Raw genomic sequence first — 19,105 nt, forward strand, 5'->3', positions numbered from 1 at the left:
GACGGCTCTGTCGCCTCAGTCCGGCTTCAGAATCGATGGCAGGTCGCTGTCGGGGTGTAGCCGCAACAACTGGTAGGCCATACCGCCCAGGCCGGCGAGCAGGCCCGGGGAGTACGCGTCCCGCGCCAGTCCGCTGACCGGCCCGTTGTCCTCGATGCTGGTGATGATCCGCGCGTCGAGCCCGAGCCGGTCCAGTCCGGCCGGGGCACGGCCGAGTGCCAGGGCGTCGTCGAACAGTTCCCAGCAGCCCAGGTCACCGTGGCACAGAGTGTGGTTCCAATCGAACCCGCGCCGGGCGGCGAGGTCGGCCGCCCGCCCCACCAGGTCGGCCGCGGCGTCCCAGCCTCGGCGCGTCAGGTCGGCGGCGGCGATTCCGATGCCGACGGCGCCGTGACACCAGGCGGCCGAGAACACGTCCTCGTCGGGGTCGCGGAGGTCGACCCAGCCGCCGGCGGCCGGGTCGTAGAGGGTCTCCTCGAAGGCGAACGCCGCCCGCGCGGCGGCGGCGAACCGCGTGTCACCGGTGGCCGACGCGAGCCGCGCCAGGGCCCACCCGATGCCGGTGACGCCGTGGGCGAAGCCGCCGATGCCGTCGGGCCACTGCGGGGAGGGCCAGCACAGGGTCCCCGCCTTGTGCCGGGCGTCGGCGATGAGCCGCTCGCCGATGACGGCGGCCTGGCGTGTCCAACGCTCCTCGCCGGTCACGGCGGCGAGCCGGAGCAGCGGCACGATCGCCCCGGCCATCCCGGTCAGCACGTCGAACCGGTCGTCGGCCGCGACCGCCTCGGGCAGCAGCGCGGCGAGCGCGCGGGCGCGGTCCAGGCCGTCCGGACCGGCCGCCTCCCAGGAGTGCAACGTCAGCCACGCCCAGATCTGCGACCCGAGCCCGATGTACCCGCCGGGCGGCGGTGGGCGCAACCGGGCCTCCGCCCGGCGTACGGCGGCGTCCTTGTCCTCCGCCGCGCGTACGGTGCGCAGCACGTCTTCGAGCAGCCCGGCCATGCCGTCGACGTCGTCCGCCCGGCCGGCCGCGCTCTCCCGACGGTACGCGGCGAGTAGGACGGCCACTCCGGACAGGCCGCCGTAGGTGTCCGGTCCCAGCGGTTGCACGGCCCAGCCGGCCGGGCCGAGCACCGGTGCGATCCACGTGACGGTGCCGTCCTCGGCGCGGAGCGCGGCGTCGCGGAGCTCGCGGATCAGCGCTGCGGCGATCCGGCGCCGCCTGCGGTCCAGGTCGTCGCGGCGTGGCCGGTCCGCCCTCATCCGCCGATCGCCCGGCAGCCAGCCGTCGTTGAGGTACGCGCTGACCAGCGTCGCCCGGATGACCTGGGTGTCCAGGCGGAGGTCCGCCGTACGCCACCGGTCCAGTGCAGCCGCCACGAGGTCCTGTTCGGGCAGGTACGCGGTGCCGCGCGGGCCGTCCAGCCGCCCGCGACGGGGTGTGGTGGAAAAGAACGGGACGTCCCCGTCGAGCAGGTCGGCGACCTCCGCCGCGACGACCTCCGGGTCGCCCGGTGCGCCGGGAACGTGCTCGGCCATCGTGGTCAGCAGGTCCACGGCGCGGTCCACGGCGGCGCCGGGGCCGTGCAGGGACACTGGATGCCACAGCATCCGTGCGATCTCGGTGTACGCCTCGGTGGAACGCAGGACGACGCGGATCGGGCAGTCGGCGAACCGGGAGAGGAGCGGTTCCAGGCCGCCGGTCCGGTCCAGGGACCGCAAGGCGTCCGTCGCCTCGGCGAAGCCGTCGAGGACGCGTTCCCAGTGGTCGGCGAGGACCGGGACGGGGCTGGGGTGACTTGCGCCGATCGCCGGCTCGACCGGCCGGGTGCCGATGCGGGCCTGGTCGCTGCCGGCGTCGACGATGACCGGCAACTCGGGGAACGGCTGCTCGCCGGGCAGCGACCCCGCCGCGGAGGCGTCGACGCCGCGCCAACCGAGGGCGGTGCCCCGGTTGGGCAGCATTCCGGTCCGCAGGACGGTCGCGCCCACCAGGGCGCGGGCCCGGTCGGGGGCGAGCCCGAGCCCGGACGGGGAAATCGGGTGCACCGGGGTGAACAGCGTCTCGCAGTCCACCACGACCGGCACCGGTCCGCAGGCGATGACGTTCTCGGCGTGCAGGTCGCTGCCGCCGAGCAGCCGCATGACGCCCAGCCAGTGCCCGATGCCGCGGTAGAAGGCGGACAGCTCCCCGGCGTCCGCGCAGTACCGGTGGGTCACGAACTCGGCCCAGCCGTATCCGTCGCGCGGCACAACGCGGGGGACCCGGATCCGTACGTTCTCCGGGACGTCGCGGAAGACCTCGGCCAGCGTCGCGCCGAGCACGGCGTCCACGCTCATCGATCGCGGCTTGTAGACGACCGTGCCGGCGCCGAACTGCAGAACGGCCACGGTCTGGCCGGATCGATGGCTGTCCCCGGCGCCGAAGGTGACCCGGGACAGCGGGCCGGGGTCCGCGCCGAGCAGCCGCGCCGGCACGTCCCGGTCCGCGGCGAGCCGGCGGGCCAGCGTCAGTGCCGCGGAACTCCGCCCCGACAGCATCGTGCGCAGCCGGGACAGCAGCGGAGGGTAATGCGCGGTCAGCGATTCCCAGTACCGCGGAGACGACGACAGCTCCGCGAATTCGGCCCAGCGCGCGGCGGGATCACCGGCCGTCAGACGGCCGGTGATCCGCGCGGCGTTCAATTCCAGGATGAGGACGCGGGCGACCTTCCGGTGGGCCGTCTCGTACAGCGCGGTCGCCGTGCCGTTCCGGATCGCCGTCCGTTCGGATTCGGCGAGGCCCGGGACGGAGGCGAGGCGTTCCGACAGTTGGTCCAGGGTCGGTTCGACCAGGCAGCGCAGCGACCGGGTGAGGTCACCGACGGCGGCACCCGTGCCGGTGCTCACGGCCCGTGTCCAGGAGGTTCAGCAGCAGGGGTGAGTGTGCGAGGCGCTGCACGCGCTGCAGACGCCCGTGTAGCTGGTCTCGGCCTCGATGAGGTCCGCCTCCGCGAACGCCCCGGAGGCGTAGAGGGGGCCGGCGGGGTTGTCGGGGCCCGCGCTGGTCCGCCACTGCTCGGCGGTGCGTTCGGCGAGCTGTAGTTCCTGAACGGTCATGGGGGTGCCTCCGGGTGGCAGTGCGCCGATCGATCGGATCAGCGATTCGGCTCATCGTGCCATCGCCGGAAAGCGCCACAAACTAACTCAAAAGGACCCGCAACCATCCTCGGCGGTAATGCTTGACTGTCCATTCCGGTACGCCCATTGACGGTTCGCTGGTTTTGGGGTGGCATCGAACCTTCATAAAGAGCCGACGTACGAAAAGGGCGTCCGCTTCAGGCCGGAATGGCGTAAAGAATCAGCGGGAGGACGGCGACGAGGGTCGCGGCGGCGAGCATCGCGCCGCGGAGCGGGCGCGGCAGCGGCGCGGGGGCCAGCAGTCGCCGGACGCGGATGAGGATGGGGCTCGCCTCGGCGGCCAGGGCGTCGCCGGCGACACCGAGGGTGCCGGCCGGGGTCGGGGCCGGACGGGCGGCGGCGAAGCGCAGCAGGGCGGTGGCCAGCTCCTTGGCCGGGCGGTGGCGGCGGGCGCGGTCGTCGGCGGCCATCTCGACGAGCAGCTCGACGGCGTCGAGGGTGCGGGTGATGATGCGGGCCTGCGGGAAGATCCGGCGCAGCGAGGTGAAGGGCAGCAGCACCAGGTCATGGCGTTCGCGGACGTGGGCGCGCTCGTGGTCGAGGACGGCCGCCAGCTCGTACGGGCCGAGGAGCTTCAGGGTTCCGGCGCTGACGACGACCTTGGGCGAGCGGACGCCGGGGACGCAGTACGCGGCGGCCGCCGGGTGGTCGAGGACGAGCGTGCCGGGCATCTCCGGGTCGCCGTGGGCCACGAGGGCCAGGAGGGTGCGGTGCCGCCGCCGCGCGCGTACGACGCCGGCGATCGCGGCCAGCAGCATGGCGATCAGCATCAGCATGAAGGTGAGACCGGCGGCGACCGAGGCGACGCGGATCGGCGACAGGGCGTGCGGGTCCGTGAAGAAGCGGATGACGCCGCCGATGACGCCCTGGCCGTACGGGGCCACGCCGAACCCGAGCAGAGTGCCGATGGAGGCCAGGCCCCAGGCGAGGCCGAGGGCCTGCCAGAGGAAGATCGCGGTGCGCGGCGTCCGCCACGTCCAGCGGGCGCGCGTCAGCCGGTGGGCGCCGAACGCGCTGCCGGCTGCCACCAGGGCGAGTAGGGCCGTGCCGGTCATCCCCGGTTATGTCCCTTCAACCTCGTCGAGTGCGCGGCGCAGCAGGTCGGCCTCGTCGCCGGAGACGGAGCGCGCGAAGTGCGCCAGCGCGGCGTCGCGGTCGCCCGTCATGTTCAGCGCCCCCAGCATGAGTTCGGCGACGTACGCCTCCTTCGTCGCTACCGGACGGTAGCGCCAGGCGCGGCCTTCCCTCTCGCGAACCAGGAAACCCTTCTTTGCGAGCCTGTCCAAAACGGTCATGACGGTGGTGTGCGCGAGGTCGCGGTCGTCCGCGAGAGCGCGGCCCACCTCACGGGCGGTCGCGCCGTTGTCCCGGTCCCACAGGACCTCCATGACCGTGCGTTCAAGCTCTCCAAGACCCTTCACGGAATGCATCCTATCTCCGGTAGTACTACTGACTGTAGTACTACGATACGTAGAGATCATCTCCGCGAGCGGCCACCCCCGCGATGGGTGTGATGCCGGGAGGGCGTAAAACCGATTGCCGGGTCCGCGGACCCGCGGTTACGGTCCCGGGCATGGATCTTCACGAGGTGGGGCGGCGAGCTAGTCACGCCGAGCCGGGGGACGGGTAGTCCCGGCCCGGCCCGGCTCGGCGTGTGCGTGCCACCGTCCCGCCGACCTCGTGAGGCTTCCCCATGCGTTCCACGCGGATCCGTTCCGTCTTCCTCGACTTCTTCACCGCGCGCGGGCATCGCCCGGTGCCCTCCGGTTCCCTGGTCTCGCCCGATCCCGAGCTGCTGCTCACCAACGCGGGGATGAACCAGTTCAAGCCGTACTACCTCGCCCACCTCACCCCCGACTTCCGCCGTGCCACCACGCTGCAGAAGTGCGTGCGTACCGGCGATCTGGACAACGTCGGCCGTACCGCCCGGCACGTCACGTTCTTCGAGATGCTCGGCAACTTCTCCTTCGGCGACTACTTCAAGGAGGAGACGACGGCGTGGGCGTGGGAGCTGGTCACCGAGGGGTTCGGCCTGCCCCGTGACCGGCTCTGGGTCACCGTGTACGAGGACGACGACGAGACCGAGCGCCTGTGGCGGCGGATCGGCGTGCCCGGTGATCGGATTCAGCGCCTCGGCGCGGCGGACAACTACTGGTCGATGGGCATGGCGGGGCCGTGCGGGCCGAGCTCGGAGATCCACTACGACCGCGGCCCGGCGTACGGTCCCGATGGCGGGCCCGCGACCGGCGGGGACCGCTACCTGGAGCTGTGGAACCTCGTCTTCATGCAGGACGTCCGCGACGAGGACTTCCGCATCGTGGGGGAGCTCCCGGCCAGGAGCATCGACACCGGTCTCGGCGTCGACCGCCTCGCGATGGTGCTCCAGAACGTGCCCGACGTCTTCCACACCGACCTGCTGCTCCCGGTCCTGGAGACCGTACGGGAGCTGGCGGGTGGCGGCGACGAGACCGCACTGAAGATCGTCGCGGACCACGCGCGGACGGCCGCGTTCCTGATCGCGGACGGCGTCCTGCCGTCGGGCGATGGACGCGGGTACGTGCTGCGGCGGCTCCTGCGCCGGGCGATCCGGCACGCGCGCCTGCTCGGCGCCGGCGACGCCGTCCTGCCCGCGCTCACCGGCGCGGTGGTGGATCTGCACGGCACGACCTGGCCGGAGCTGGAGACGGCGCGCCCGCTGATCGAGAAGGTCGTGACCACGGAGGAGGAGGGTTTCGCGCGGACGCTGCGGCAGGGAACGCGCATCCTCGACACCGCGATCCGGGAACGGCGCCTGTCGCCGAAGGTCGCGTTCGACCTGCACGACACGTACGGCTTCCCGTTCGATCTCACGGTCGACGCGGCGCGGGCGGCGGGGCTCACCGTCGACGAGGATGCCTTCGCCGCGCTCCTGGAGGAACGCCGGCGGCGCAGCCGGTCCGGCCGTACCGAACCGGGCCGGGAACGCCGCGCGGAAACCGGTACCACCGCTTTCGTCGGCTACGACGCGACCCGCGCGGGGGCGCGGCTGCGCGCGATCCTGCGCGACGGCGCGGAGGTTCCGGCGGCGGCCGAAGGGGACGAGATCGAGGTGCTCCTCGACCGGTCGCCGTTCTACGCGGAGGCGGGCGGCCAGGTCGGCGACCGCGGCGTCATCCACACGGCGTCCGGCGCGGTCCTCACCGTCACGGACACGCGACCCGGTCACGTCCACGTCGTACGCGTCGAGACCGGCGAGGTCGTGCCGGGAGAGGAGGCGGAGGCGGTCGTGGACGCGCAGCGGCGGGCGGCGGTCGCCCGTTCCCACACCGCGACGCACGTCCTGCACGCGATGCTGCGCCGGGCCCTGGGTCCGCACGCGTCACAGCGCGGCTCGCTGGTCGACGCGGGACGGCTGCGGTTCGACTTCGCGCACTTCGAGCCGCTTCCGCCCGAGCGGCTGCGCGAGGTGGAGGCCCTCGTCAACGAGCACCTGCTCGCCGACCCGGAGATCCGCGTGTGGCACGCCGACCGGGCGCGGGCGGAGGCGGCCGGGGCGATGGCGCTGTTCGGCGAGACGTACGGGGAGCGGGTGCGGATCGTCGACATCGGCGACTTCTCGCGTGAACTGTGCGGGGGCACTCATGTGGGGCACGGCTCGCAGGCGGGCCCGGTCCACCTGCTCGGCGAGTCCTCGATCGGCTCGGGCGTACGCCGGATCGAGGCGCTGACCGGCGCGGACGCGCTACGGCACCAGGATCACGAGCGGGCGCTGCTGACCGAGCTCGCCGACCTGCTGCGGGTCCGCCCGGACGAGGCGCCGCAACGCCTCCGGCAGCGGCTGGCCGAGCTGGCGGAGGCGCGCCGGGTGCTGGAGGCGCAGCGCCGGGAGCAGCTGACCGCGGAGGCCGTACGCCTGGCCGGGCACGCCAAGCGCGTCGGTACGGGCTGGCTGGTCGTCCAGCGGGTCTCCGGCGTCGGCGCGGACGAGCTGCGGCCGCTGGCGGCGGAGGTGCGGCGGCGCCGTGGCGACGTCGTCGTGCTCGGCGCGGAGGTCGGCGGACGGGCGCTGATGGTGGCCACGGTGAGCCCGGACCTCGGTGCACCGGCGCGTACGGTCCTGACCACCGCGGCGGCCGCGATCGGCGGCGGAGCGGGCGGCAAGGGCACCGTCGCGAACGCGGGCGGCCAGCGGACCCGGCACCTGGACGAGGCGCTGCGGCTGGCGGCGGCCTCGGCGCGTGACCTGCTGGGGTGACCAGGACGTCGACCGAGGGCGACTACCGACCGATAACGTGAAGCGACGGTCGGTAGTCGCCGCTGAATCGATAAAGATCACGTCGACTATTGCGTCCTTTAATTAAGGGTGGTTTACTTCCGTGAAACATATGTTCACATGAGATTCATGTGAACGTTGCCTCGTCCGGCACAGACTACGGGGGCGGTAGCCGGTGGGTGTCCGTTATCCCGATCGAGGAGAGCGGGGGGCTGGTCGCATGCGACCAGGTCAGCCCGCTTCCGCGGTCGCGTCTGGCGTCCGGCCCGCCCAGAGCGATCGACCACTAGTCGTGACGAGTCCGATCGCCATCGGTGACCTTCCTCTCCATGCCTCGCCTCCCGTTCGTTACATCGGCATGAACCGGAGATCACCGGGCACTGTTACCAAGGTGGATCTTGGTCCGGGATCGCGTGTGCGAATTCCTCATCCGTGCGGCGGGCCAATTGTGCGTGAGAATGCGCGAAGGGAGTGGTGACCACAATGAATCACTCTGCAAACCACCTCACGATGAGTACCTCCGAGTTGCGCAGGCTCCGGCAGATGTACGCGGACGCCGTCCGGCAACTGGAGGAGGGGCACCAGGCCTCGGCCGTCCAGGCGGGGGACATCAGCCAGGCCTATGGGGGCTACGAGGAATGCGTGTGGGCCGCGGATCAGGTCGCCGGCCTGCGGGATGACTTCAACGGGCTCATCAAGAACGTCCTGCTCGAAGATCTGCGGCTGATCGCCGAGCGTGCGGGGGTCTCGGCCGGTATCTACGGCGCCGCCGAGGAGGCGGGTGCGGAGGCGGCCGGAGGACGGCTCCCGTCAGGGATCGCGGAGGTGTAATCCCCGGACCCACGGTGCGAGAGCTGAGAGCGGAAACGCCGTTCCATGAACATTAACGAGCCCATAGCCGAGACGTTGACCTCGGGCGTGCTCGGGCTGCTGCATGCGGTCGGCATCGACCTTCCCGGGCTCGGTGATCCGGTGGCGCAGCGCCGGCAGGCGGCCTCCCTCCGCGGCTGCGCGGCGTCGCTCCGGCAGGGCTGCGTCTCGGTCGCACTCTCGCAGCAGAACCAGAAGTGGTCGGGTGCCGCCCATGATGTCCAGCAGCAGAAGGCCGGCAATTCGTATGCGCGGCTCATAGCCAGCGCGGAGCTGATGGACCAGGCGGCCGAGAAGCTCGACAAGCACGCCGAGTTCTGGGAGAAGTTCATCAAAGAGCTCTTCCAGCTCCTGCTCGAGCTCTACGAGATGATCAGGATCGGCATGCTCTTCTCGTGGGCGACGGGACTCGTGGGCACCGCGATCTTCGAAGCCCGGCTGGGCGTCACCCTGCAGCGCGTCTTCGAGGTCATCCGCGCCGGGAAGCTGGCCGTCGAGGAGTTCGGCAAGTCGATCCAGGCCATGCGGGTGGCGACCGCCGGGATCGTCAACCCGATCCGCCTCGCGGGCTGGTACATAGAGCGTTCTCCCTCCATGGCCCGGTACGTCGCGGAAGGCATGATCGGCGGCGATATCGCCAAGCTCCTGAGCGGCCAGGACCCGTGGAACCGCCAGACCCAGTGGGGGATGTTCGAGGGCAACGTCCTCGGCATCATGATGGGTTTCAAGATGGGCGACCTGGAGGAGCGGGCCGCCGCGCGGTTCGTCCCTCTCGCGAAGTTCAAAAGCAAGATCACCGGCAAGGAGATCGAGGACATCCTCGATCCGAAGTACCTCTACAAGCTCGAACCGAAAGATCTCACCACCCGCGCCGCCACCGGGGAGGCGAAGGCCGCCTCGGAGACCAACCTGGCGTCCCACACGACTCAGCAGCCCGCACAGGCGGCGTCCCGCACCGGGCCGCCCCACGCGGGGAGCGGAGATCCCGCGGCGGGAGGCACGACGGCCGTACCGCCCACGACGACGGCCGGTGCGAACACCGCGCGCTCAACCGGCGGCGGATCGACCCGGGTGGCCGGCGCAGGCAAGCCGGCGGCGGCTCATCCGGATCCGGCGGTTACGAGTGGTGGTAAGCCGGCCGTGGCCCACCCGGATCCGGCGGTTACGAGTGGCGGTAAGCCGACGGCGGCTCATCCGGATCCGGCGGCCAGCGGCGGCAGGCCGACCGGTGCTCATCCGGCCGGTGACCCGGGGGCCGCTGGTGGAGGGAGGCCTGCCGGAGCGGCGGGTCACCCGGATCCGGGCGCGCCTCCCGCCGGTTCCGGCACGACCACCACGGCGGGCGGCGCCTCGGTTGCGCATCCGGCGGGTGGGAACACCGGCGGCGCCGCGGCCTCGCACTCCGGGAGCGGCGCGGCGGCGTCCCACTCCGCCGGCGGTACCGGCGGCACGGCGGAGGAGCGGCTCGAACGCGCCCGGTATCTCCGCGACCAGCTCGAGGAGCATCAGCGGAACTACTCCGAAGCGATCCATAACTACAAGAAGGAGCTCGAGGAACTCGGTGACGTGATTCCCGAGCGGACCGAGGGCCTCCTCAAGGTGAAGGCCGGTTCCGGGGACCTGACCCTCTCCGAGGCCGAGCAGAAGCTGACGAGCGCGCAGCACGACCTCGACGCCAGGCGCGCGCTGACCAAGCAGGCGGAGGCGGACGCCAAGGCCGCGTCCCAGCAGGAGGCCGCGGCCAAGCAGGAGGCGCTGAAGGCGGCACAGGCCGAACAGCGCAAGGCCGAAGAGGAAGTGCGAAAGGCCCAGGACATCCGGGACGCCGCGCAGCGGCACGAGGAGGTCGTGGCCAAGCACAAGACGGTCACCGAGTGGAAGAACAAGGCGGACGACGAGCTCAATCACGTCCGTGATCTGCGCAAAGAGGTCAACAAGGCGTTCCCCGAGGCCAGTGAACAGGCCGAGCGGGAGCTGGCGCACGCGCGGCAGGAGCTGACGCACGCGACGAGGGAGAGGGAGGCCGCCGAGAGCCGGGCGCAGAATCAGCGCGCCGCCCACCGCGTGGCGGACAGGCAGCTGAAGGACGCCGAGGCGACGGCCTCACAGGCCGAGCGGACCTTCCAGGACACGGCGGCTCGCCGCCAGCAGGCGGCCGGGGACTCCGCCGACGCCTCCGCGGTCGCGAGCCAGAAGGCGGTCGACGCGTCGGTCAAGGCGCGGCATGCCGATGACCTCGCGGCGGAGGCCGAGCGCAGGAGACAGACGTTGCGCGAGGCTCGGGAGCGCCTCAGCCAGGCGGAGCAGAACGGCGGGAACGCCAGGGCCCTCCGAGGGGAGGTCCAGCGCGCGGAGCAGGACGTGGCCGCCGCCGAGTCGCAGGCCGACAAGGCGAGGCGTGAGGCGGAGGCCGCGCGGGCCGAGCACCTTCGTGCCGAAGACGCGGCGCACAGCGCCCGGGCGAGGGCGCAACGGCTGAGCGAGGACGAGAATCACGCCCAGGCTCAGGCTCAGGCGGCGCAGCGCAAGGTGGAGGAGGCGGCGGGGAAGGCCAAGGTCACCGAGACTCAGGCCAAGCAGGCCGATGAGGCACTCGCGCGGGCGCGTGAGCAGGAGCGGAGGATGGAGGATGAGGTCCGTCAGAGGACCGATCTGAGCCGGGAGGCGCATCAGGAGGCCAAGAGCCGGTTCACCCACTCTCGCTCGGTCAGTTCGATGTGGCACTCGACCGCGGACGTCGAGAAGAAGTTGTTCGCCGTGCAGAGCCGCCGGGAGACGGTCTACAACGAGCTCATCCGGAGCACGTTCAACTCGGCCATGATCAATCTCACCTTCGACCTGTCCGCGAACGCCATTCACAAGCTCGGCCTGCCGAGCTGGCTCATGATGGGCATGCCGGAGAAGGGCTGGAAGGAGATCGCGCTCGATTCGGTCGTCGGCGGTATTACGTTCGGTAGCCGTGAATACCTGCGGCACCAGGTCATCTCGGGTGACACCAGCGCGGTCGGCAACGCCGAACGCCTCCCCGGTGGACCGCTCCATAATCCCGATCCCGCCCACATCGGCTCGGACGGTAAGCCGGTGGACCCGAAGAGCCTCGCCCACCGGGACCCCGAGGCTGCGAAGGCGCGGTCAGGCCGCTGGAATCCGCCCGCTTCGGCGGCCATCTTCGCCCCGCCGAAGCCGCGGGTGCTGTTCCGGTCCTTCGGGGACTTCATGTACACCCGGAAGACGATCCCGTTGAAGATTCCGGGCCTGGGCGGGCATTCGGTCCCGCTGCCGCGACTCGGCATGTTCCCGGCGGCGCACCGGAACTCCGCGCAGGACGCCCCCGCGGCCGTCCGTTCCGGCGCGGAGATGTTCCTCGGCGCCATCAACAACGGCGGCGAGGGACTCGTCAACGGCTTCATCAAGAACAACATCAAGGAACTGCTCAACATCACCCCGCCGGCGGCATCGACTCCGCAGCCCGCGCCCGCCCAGCCGTCCCCGTCTCCATCCCATCCGTCTCCGTCTCCGACGTCTCCGTCGCCGGCGCCGCCGTCCCACTCACCGTCTCCCTCGCCGAGTCCGAGTGGGCCGCCCGACAGCACCTCACCGTCCCCCGCCCCGCCGTCCCCGACCCCTTCGGCGCCGACGGTCGGCGGCGGTCACGTCACCGTTGGCCCCTCCGCGCCGACGCTGTGGGACATCGCCGTCGATGTGTACGGGGACGGCAGCAAGTGGGTGGACATCTGGCACGCCAATCCCGATATCAGCGATCCGTCTCAACTAAAGAACGGGATGAAGCTGGAGCTTCCTGAGCTCCCGAGCCCGTCGGCCCGAGCGCACCGGTGAGTCGCCGTCAGTAGCCGACGTACGGGCCGGCGTGGTGGATGATGTTCCGGATGCCGGGGACGTTGGCCAGTGAGTGGTACCGGTGCAGCGCGTAGTTCACGCCGGCGACGATGTTGTCGACCGGGTTCCAGACGTTGGGCGCCGCACCGCCCGCCTGGCGCAGCGCGTACGCGTTGAAGGTGCCGTCGATGGTCTGCATGAGGCCCTTCGACGGGTGACCGGCGGCGGCGTTGGAGTCCCAGAGGTTGATCGCGTGCGGGTTGCCGCCGGACTCGTACTGGATGATGGTCGCGATGTAGCTCGCGTCGTTCGGGCCCAGGTGGATGCCGTGCTGTTGCAGGACGGCGATCGCCTGCCGGATCCACTCCGCGACGTTCCCGCTGGGCTTCTGGAGTGGCGGCGCCCCGCTGGGGCCGTAGTCGCCGTTCCAGCCGCTCGGGCCGTGGCCGCCGGTCGGGCCGCCGCCGTTGTTGCCCGGTCCGCCGTTCTTCGGGGGGAACAGGCCGTTCAGGGCCTTCTCGACCCCGCCGTCGATCTGGTTCGCCCGGTAGAGCGCCGCCCGCATCGTCGTCTGCGCCTCGGACGCGGCCGTCTTGACCCGGTCGATCTCTGAGGGAGAGTGTTTGCTCTCATCGAGGAGGTCGGCGGGGATCGTGACGGTCACCTCCTCGCCCGTGGAACTGATCGCCAGGTGGTTGTCGTTCGCCTGTGCTATCCCCTTGCGAAGATCCTGCTGGGCCTGCTCGAAGTCCTGACCCGCCTGAACGAGCACGGTCTCGATGCTCTTCAGGTTCCCGGCGGTGTTGGTCAGCCGCGTCTTGGCGTCGGTCACCTTCCCGCGGGCCATCTCGGCGACCATGCCGTCCCAGTGCCCCGGCCGGATGTGCGGGTGGACCCGGTCGTCGACGTATCCGGCGTGGATCAGGGCGGCGTCGGCCCAGTCCTTCCACGCCGTCGCGCTCTGCTGGAACATCGCCGGGTTGGCGTCCCTGAGCTGCTCGAAGGAGATCGCCACATCAGACCTCACGCTCGGATTCGGCCAGCTGCCGGACCTGGCCGACCGCCTCCCAGGCGGCGTGCTCGGCTCCCGTGTAGGAGGTGCCGGTGTTCAGGAAACGGCGGGTCAGCTCGTCGGCGTCAAGCGCGTGGCCCTCGAAGTGCGCGGAATGTGCCTCATGCAGCCGCGCGAGCGTATCCATGCACGCGAAACCCTGGTGGCCCGCCGTGACGGCCAGGCACCCCGCCGCGGTTTCGGAGATCGTCCTGCGCAGGCCGCGGGCGAGCTCATAGGCCCCATCCGCGGCCGCGGACAGCTTTTGGTGGTGCACCTGCCAATTCAGGGCGTTGTCACTCGTCGTCATGCGTTCCCCTCGTAATGGCCGACGTGGCATGACGGATGTCGCACCGGAAAAAAGCGACTTCACATTACCGGGCAGATCATGACTTCGGCCAGAGAGACACGGCCTGTTCCGTACGGTCAGGCGCGGCGGGGCCCCATGATGTGCGGCGCGCGCATCCGGAGGGCCGGCAGGCGCTTCCGGACGAGGAGCCCGCTCGCGGTCAGCACCCAGAGCGCGGCGAGGATGCCCGGGGCGTACGTCTCCAGCCATCCGCCGGGCACCAGGACGCCTCCGGTGATCCCCAGGGTGAAGGCGGCGAGTAGCCGGACCGCCGCGACGGTCCCGGCGAACAGCGCCATCCATCTCGGGAGGACGCGGGTGCGGGCGATGGCCACGGCGATGGCCGCGAAGGTCAGGGCGATGGCGACGCCCGTGACCGTCCCCACGACCGTCATCGCGGCGTACGGGGCCGGCGCGAACAGGAGCAGCGCGCGGTACTCGGTCATGGCGTACGTCACGCCGGCGAACACCGAGACGGCCATGAACGCGAGGGTGGAGACGAGGATGAACCCGGCGAGGACGACGGTGGGCGCGTCGCCGGCCTCGTCCGCGCGCCGGAACGCCGTGGACAGCGTCGCGCCGAACCACAGGAACAGGGCGACTCCGATCGCGAGGAGCACGGTGCCCCACATGATCTGCGTCCGGTGGGTCGCGAGGTACATGGTGACCGTGCCGACGGGGCTGGTGAGCTGGGGCATGGGGCCCATCACGATCCGGCCGGCGGCCGCGAAGACGACCGCGCCGATGCCGGCCAGCCCGCCCCATCGCATCTCGTGGCGTTCGCCCATGGAAATCATCTCCTCGGTGAAGTCGACCGGTACTCCAACGGTCGTTCGCCCGAAAAGCCGTTTCTATGGCGATATGTCGTTATTAGCGCAAAGACGGCATCAAGGGGATCCAGGGCCTGCCCCGGCGTCCCCGTCCGGGGCGACGGCCGCCCAGGGGAGGGTGACCTCCCCCAGCCGCCAGCGGGCCCGGCCGCCGTACGGCGGCGCGGTGAGCACCGGGTGGTCCCGCGCCAGGAGCTCCACCGCCGCGACCCAGCGCTGGCGTGGCCCGAACACCGACCGCGGCGCGGCGGCCGCCCACGCGCGGTCGAAGGCGGCCAGCAGCCCGTGCACCCGCTCGCCGGGAACGTTGCGGTGGATCAGCGTCTTGGGCAGGCGCTCCGCCAGATCCGAAGGCCGCTCCAGCGTCGGTAGGTGGGCCGCCAGCGTGATCGTGCGCGGATCGGCCCCGCCCGGCCGCACCGCACGGCGTCCCCGGCCGCCCGCGTCCCGGCTGCCCGTGGTCCGAGTGCCCGCGTCCCGGGCACCCGCGTCCCGGGCACCCGCGTCCCGGGCACCCGTATCCCGGGTGCCGAGTGTCACCCACGTGGCACGGCGGCCGGTCTCCGCGCAGGTGCCCTCGACGAGAACGCCGCCGGGGGCCAGGCCCGCGCACAGCCGCTCCCACGCCGCCCACGCCTCGCCCTCCCCGTACTGGCGCAGCACGTTGAACGCCCGGACCAGCGTGGGAGGGCGGTCGACGGGCAGTTCGAAACCGCCGAGGCGGAAGGACAGGCCCTCGCGCTCGCGCGGTTTCGCGGCGGCGACCCGCGCCGGATCGATCTCGACGCCGACCACCTCGACGCGGGGGTGCACCGCGCGCAGCCGCGCGAACAGCTCGGCCGTCGTGACCGGTGAGGCCCCGAAACCCAGGTCGACGACGAGGGGCCGGTCGGCCCGCCGGAGCAGCGGGCCGTGCACCGCGACGATCCAGCGGTCGGCGCGGCGCAGCCGGTTCGGCGCGGTCGTGCCGCGGGTGATGACGCCTTCGGGCCGCAGGGGACGGGACACGCACCCAGTGTGCGGCCATCGAGGGACCGCCGGGGACGGGGCCGGCACCGAGCAGCCGGCCACGCGCCGACCCGCCCGCGACGTCAGACCCGGTGGACCTTGTGGGCGGCGGCCTGGGCGCGCGGCTTGACGTCGATCCGGTCGATGTTCACGTGCGACGGCCGGGTGACGGCCCAGGCGATGCAGTCGGCGACGTCCTCGGCGACCAGCGGCTCGGCCACGCCGTCGTAGGTCTTGGCGGCCTTCTCCTCGTCGCCCTTGAACCGGACGAGGGAGAACTCCTCCGTCTTGACCATGCCCGGCGCGACCTCGGTGACGCGGACCGGCCGGTCGTACAGCTCGAGGCGGAGCGTGTCGTTGACCGCGGCGGCGCCGTGCTTGGCCGCGGTGTACCCGGCGCCGCCCTCGTACACGGCGTGCCCGGCCAGGGAGGTGACGTTGACGATGTGGCCGTCGCCGCTCTCGATGAGCTTGGGCAGCAGCGCCTTGGTGACGCGCATCAGCCCGAGGACGTTCGTCTCGAACATCCACTGCCAGTCGGCCGGGTCCGTGGTCGCGACCGGGTCCAGGCCGGCCGCGCCGCCCGCGTTGTTGACGAGGACGTGGCACTGCCGCAGGGACGCGGCGAGCGCGTCGACCGACTCCTGGGACGTGACGTCGAGGGCGACCACCGCGACGGCGTTCCGCCGCCCGGCGGGGTCGGCGCTCTCGATCTCCGCCTTCAGCTTCTCCAGGCGGTCGACGCGGCGCGCGGCGAGCACCACGTCGAACCCCTCCGCCGCGAGCCGCCGCGCGGTCGCGGCGCCGATTCCACTGCTTGCACCCGTGATCACTGCTGTCTTCCGCACGATCGCAATCCTCTCAGGCGCATGTCCTGCGCCTTCAAGGGGAGACCAGGCCGGGGGAATGCGGTGGTGTGGCCGGTAAGTTGCTCTATCGGAGGTGGTGTCCGTGTCGGGTCTCGCCCGGGTAGCGACGATCAGTGTTCACACATCGCCATTGGAGCAACCGGGGACCGGCGACGCCGGCGGGATGAACGTCTACATCGTCGAGGTCGCCAAGCGCATGGCCGAGCGCGGCGTCGAGGTCGACGTGTTCACCCGCGCGACCTCGCGGACGCTCCCGCCCGTCACCGAGCTCGCGCCGGGCGTGTCGGTCCGGCACGTCGCCGCCGGGCCGCTGGAGGAGCTCGACAAGTCCGAACTGCCCGGCCACCTGTGCGCGTTCACCTCCGACCTGCTGCGTACGGAGGCCGCGCACGAGCCCGGCCACTACGACCTGATCCACTCGCACTACTGGCTCTCCGGCCAGGCGGGCTGGGCCGCGCGGCAGCGCTGGGGCGTCCCGCTCGTCCACTCGATGCACACCCTGGCCAAGGTCAAGAACCTCGCCCTGGCCACCGACGACGCGCCCGAGCCGCTCGGCCGGGTCCTCGGCGAGCAGCAGGTCGTCGACTCGGCCGACCGGCTCGTCGCCAACACCGCCGAAGAGGCCCGGCAGCTGATCTCGCTGTACGACGCGGACCCCGTCCAGGTCGCCACCGTGCCACCCGGCGCGGACCTGTCCCGGTTCACCCCGCGCGGCGGCGCGCGGCGCCGGCTCGGCCTCCCGGAGGACGCGGCCGTCCTGCTGTTCGTCGGCCGGATCCAGCCGCTCAAGGCTCCCGACGTCCTCGTCCGCGCCGCCGCCCGCATGATCGAGGACGACCCGGCGCTCCGCGGCCGGCTGATCGTTGCGATCGTCGGCGGGCCGAGCGGGTCCGGCCGCGCCCGGCCGGAGGAGCTGCGGCACCTCGCGCACCGGCTCGGCGTCGCGGACGTCGTCCGCTTCGAGCCGCCCTGCCCGCAGGACGAGCTGGCCGACTGGTACCGCGCCGCCGACGTCACCGTCGTCCCCTCGCACAGTGAGTCGTTCGGCCTGGTCGCCGTCGAGTCGCAGGCGTGCGGCACCCCGGTGGTCGCCGCGGCGGTGGGCGGACTGCGCATCGCCGTACGGGACGGCCGGTCCGGAGTGTTGATCGACGGGCACGATCCCTCCGACTACGCTCGCGTCCTGCGCGGCCTGCTCGGCACGCCGGGGCGGCTGCGCGCGATGTCGGACGCCGCCGTACGCCACGCCAGGGCGTTCGGCTGGGACGAGACGGCCGACCGCCTCCTGGAGGTGTACGCCGAGGCCGTCGAGGCCCGCACCATGGCCGTCTCGGCCTGACCAACGAGAGGGCGGAGGGCACATGAGCGCCGATGAGACGCTGAAGGAGATCCTCGACGAGCAGGGGCTGGAGTACGACCGGCCGCGGCCCGGCGCTTACCTCGTCAAGCTGCCCGGACGCCACAAGCTGGCCACGATGACCTGGCTGATCGCCGGCGACCACAGCCTGCATGTCGAGGCGTTCTTCTGCCGGCAGCCGGACGAGAACCACGAGGAGTTCTACCGCTGGCTGCTGCGCAAGAACGGCGGCATGTACGGCGTCGCCTTCACCCTCGACCCGATCGGGGACGTGTACCTCGTCGGGCGGCTGCCGCTCTCGGCGGTGACGCCGGAGGAGATCGACCGCATTCTCGGCTGTGTGCTCACGTACTCTGACGACAATTTCGACCGCGCGTTGGAACTCGGGTTCGCCGCGTCGATCAGGCGCGAATGGGAGTGGCGCGTGAGCCGCGGGGAGAGCGTCGCGAACCTCCGGCCGTTCGCCCGGATCCTGCCCGACGCCGCCGAGGGCGGCGCGGCGGGTCAGACCGCCTCCGGCTCCTCCCTCGGCCCGTCCTGACCGGCGGACCCGGCACTCCGCCCGAAACCGGGTTTAGCGGCGATATTCATATTGCGCATCATTGGTGGCTTTAAGTAGCTAAACTACCTCTGGTCGCAGCAGTCCAGCCCGGAGGGGGCGCGGAGTGACGGATCGGGACGAGGCCCCTAAGAGTGTCGATCTGAGCACGCCCAACGCGGCTCGGATGTACGACTACTTCCTCGGCGGCAAGGACAACCTGGCGCCCGACCGCGCCGCCGCCGAGATGGTCCTCGGCATCGCCCCCCAGATCCGCCTCGCCGCCCGCCAGAACCGCGCCTTCCTCGGCCGGGCCGTGCGGTACCTCGCCGAGGCGGGCATCCGGCAGTTCCTCGACATCGGCACCGGCCTGCCCACCCAGAACAACGTCCACGAGGTCGCGCACACGATCGCCCCCGACGCCTCCGTCGTCTACGTCGACAACGACCCGGTCGTGCTCGCCCACGGCCGCGCGATCCTCGCCGGCTCCCAGAACGTCCACATCGTCCAGGCCGATCTGCGCCGCCCCGAGGAGATCCTCGATGACCCCGAGGTCCGCGAGCGCCTCGACTTCGACCGGCCCGTCGCGATCCTGCTCGTGGCGATCGTGCACTTCCTCCAGGACGCCGACGACCCCGAGAAGGTCGTGGCGCGGTTCCGGGACGCCCTTCCGTCCGGCGGGTACCTCGTGCTGAGCCACGTCTGCGGGGACGCGCTCCCGGAGGCCGTCGAGCCCGTCACCGAGATCTACCGGCGCTCCTCCACCCCGATCATCACCCGCTCCACCGAGCGGATCCGCGGCCTCTTCGGCGACCTGGAACTGGTCGAACCCGGGCTGGTCAACGTCTCGGCGTGGCGCCCCGACAACGTCGAGTCCAAGCTGATCACCGAGCGTTACCCGCAGAGCTACTTCCTCGCAGGGGTCGCCCGCAAACCCTGAGGTCCAGGGGAGGCACTAGGCTCA

The 19,105-nt window shown here is 71.6% G+C and carries 15 protein-coding genes; 6 read left to right on the forward strand and 9 right to left on the reverse strand.

Annotated features, from left to right (window positions below; all coding sequences use genetic code 11):
- Window positions 1–15: 15 nt before the first annotated feature.
- The 4 genes from NE235_RS03375 to NE235_RS03390 all read right to left on the reverse strand — a co-directional run bounded on the left by NE235_RS03375 (window position 16) and on the right by NE235_RS03390 (window position 4,601).
- Entirely contained in the window at window positions 16–2,889 is a 2,874-nt protein-coding gene (locus NE235_RS03375) for a type 2 lanthipeptide synthetase LanM family protein (RefSeq protein WP_252799238.1), read from the reverse strand.
- 18 nt (window positions 2,890–2,907) lie between these two features.
- A complete protein-coding gene (locus NE235_RS03380) occupies window positions 2,908–3,099 on the reverse strand; it encodes a DUF6229 family protein (RefSeq protein WP_252799239.1) in 192 nt (63 codons plus the stop codon).
- Window positions 3,100–3,317: 218 nt separating this feature from the next.
- Entirely contained in the window at window positions 3,318–4,235 is a 918-nt protein-coding gene (locus NE235_RS03385; protein ID WP_252799240.1) for a M56 family metallopeptidase, read from the reverse strand.
- 6 nt (window positions 4,236–4,241) lie between these two features.
- Window positions 4,242–4,601: a BlaI/MecI/CopY family transcriptional regulator gene (locus NE235_RS03390; protein ID WP_308206013.1), complete on the reverse strand. Its 360-nt coding sequence runs from the start codon at window positions 4,599–4,601 to the stop codon at window positions 4,242–4,244.
- 272 nt (window positions 4,602–4,873) lie between these two features.
- On the opposite strand from NE235_RS03390, the gene alaS reads away from it, so the two are divergent.
- The 3 genes from alaS (at window position 4,874) to NE235_RS03405 (ending at window position 12,139) form a co-directional block, all read left to right on the forward strand.
- Window positions 4,874–7,414: an alanine--tRNA ligase gene (gene alaS, locus NE235_RS03395; protein WP_252799242.1), complete on the forward strand. Its 2,541-nt coding sequence runs from the start codon at window positions 4,874–4,876 to the stop codon at window positions 7,412–7,414.
- 528 nt (window positions 7,415–7,942) lie between these two features.
- Complete coding sequence (locus NE235_RS03400; protein ID WP_252799243.1) at window positions 7,943–8,263, forward strand: hypothetical protein; 321 nt, start codon at window positions 7,943–7,945, stop codon at window positions 8,261–8,263.
- 45 nt (window positions 8,264–8,308) lie between these two features.
- Window positions 8,309–12,139, forward strand: coding sequence for a hypothetical protein (locus NE235_RS03405; RefSeq protein WP_252799244.1), 3,831 nt, complete (start codon window positions 8,309–8,311; stop codon window positions 12,137–12,139).
- Between the two features lie 7 nt (window positions 12,140–12,146).
- On the opposite strand, the gene NE235_RS38060 is transcribed toward NE235_RS03405, so the two are convergent.
- The 5 genes from NE235_RS38060 to NE235_RS03430 form a co-directional block, all read right to left on the reverse strand.
- A complete protein-coding gene (locus NE235_RS38060; RefSeq protein ID WP_252799246.1) occupies window positions 12,147–13,166 on the reverse strand; it encodes a transglycosylase SLT domain-containing protein in 1,020 nt (339 codons plus the stop codon).
- On the reverse strand, window positions 13,156–13,500 hold the full coding sequence (locus tag NE235_RS03415; protein WP_252799248.1) for a hypothetical protein: 345 nt from the start codon (window positions 13,498–13,500) through the stop codon (window positions 13,156–13,158). The genes NE235_RS38060 and NE235_RS03415 overlap by 11 nt, the downstream gene beginning before the upstream one ends.
- Before the next feature lie 116 nt (window positions 13,501–13,616).
- On the reverse strand, window positions 13,617–14,327 hold the full coding sequence (locus NE235_RS03420; RefSeq protein WP_252799249.1) for a hypothetical protein: 711 nt from the start codon (window positions 14,325–14,327) through the stop codon (window positions 13,617–13,619).
- 99 nt (window positions 14,328–14,426) lie between these two features.
- Complete coding sequence (locus NE235_RS03425; RefSeq protein WP_252799251.1) at window positions 14,427–15,377, reverse strand: class I SAM-dependent methyltransferase; 951 nt, start codon at window positions 15,375–15,377, stop codon at window positions 14,427–14,429.
- A gap of 83 nt (window positions 15,378–15,460) precedes the next feature.
- Window positions 15,461–16,225: an SDR family NAD(P)-dependent oxidoreductase gene (locus NE235_RS03430; protein ID WP_252799253.1), complete on the reverse strand. Its 765-nt coding sequence runs from the start codon at window positions 16,223–16,225 to the stop codon at window positions 15,461–15,463.
- A 103-nt stretch (window positions 16,226–16,328) separates the two neighbouring features.
- Between NE235_RS03430 and mshA the strand changes: the two genes are divergently transcribed.
- From mshA to NE235_RS03445, 3 genes are all read left to right on the forward strand, one after another.
- Window positions 16,329–17,585, forward strand: coding sequence for a D-inositol-3-phosphate glycosyltransferase (gene mshA, locus NE235_RS03435; protein ID WP_406567529.1), 1,257 nt, complete (start codon window positions 16,329–16,331; stop codon window positions 17,583–17,585).
- Window positions 17,586–17,607: 22 nt separating this feature from the next.
- Window positions 17,608–18,144, forward strand: coding sequence for a type III secretion system chaperone family protein (locus NE235_RS03440; protein WP_252799257.1), 537 nt, complete (start codon window positions 17,608–17,610; stop codon window positions 18,142–18,144).
- Between the two features lie 124 nt (window positions 18,145–18,268).
- Complete coding sequence (locus tag NE235_RS03445; RefSeq protein WP_252799259.1) at window positions 18,269–19,081, forward strand: SAM-dependent methyltransferase; 813 nt, start codon at window positions 18,269–18,271, stop codon at window positions 19,079–19,081.
- Window positions 19,082–19,105: the final 24 nt, after the last annotated feature.

The organism is Actinoallomurus spadix (assembly GCF_024055725.1).
Taxonomy (GTDB): domain Bacteria; phylum Actinomycetota; class Actinomycetes; order Streptosporangiales; family Streptosporangiaceae; genus Actinoallomurus; species Actinoallomurus spadix.

What these genes read in the sequence shown, in the direction of transcription:
- NE235_RS03405 (WP_252799244.1), top strand. Translation starts at nt 8,309, where the DNA reads ATGAACATTAACGAGCCCATAGCCGAGACGTTGACCTCGGGCGTGCTC.
- NE235_RS03380 (WP_252799239.1), bottom strand. Translation starts at nt 3,099, where the DNA reads ATGACCGTTCAGGAACTACAGCTCGCCGAACGCACCGCCGAGCAGTGG.
- NE235_RS03420 (WP_252799249.1), bottom strand. Translation starts at nt 14,327, where the DNA reads ATGGGCGAACGCCACGAGATGCGATGGGGCGGGCTGGCCGGCATCGGC.
- NE235_RS03385 (WP_252799240.1), bottom strand. Translation starts at nt 4,235, where the DNA reads ATGACCGGCACGGCCCTACTCGCCCTGGTGGCAGCCGGCAGCGCGTTC.
- NE235_RS03440 (WP_252799257.1), top strand. Translation starts at nt 17,608, where the DNA reads ATGAGCGCCGATGAGACGCTGAAGGAGATCCTCGACGAGCAGGGGCTG.
- NE235_RS03400 (WP_252799243.1), top strand. Translation starts at nt 7,943, where the DNA reads ATGAGTACCTCCGAGTTGCGCAGGCTCCGGCAGATGTACGCGGACGCC.
- alaS (WP_252799242.1), top strand. Translation starts at nt 4,874, where the DNA reads ATGCGTTCCACGCGGATCCGTTCCGTCTTCCTCGACTTCTTCACCGCG.
- NE235_RS03415 (WP_252799248.1), bottom strand. Translation starts at nt 13,500, where the DNA reads ATGACGACGAGTGACAACGCCCTGAATTGGCAGGTGCACCACCAAAAG.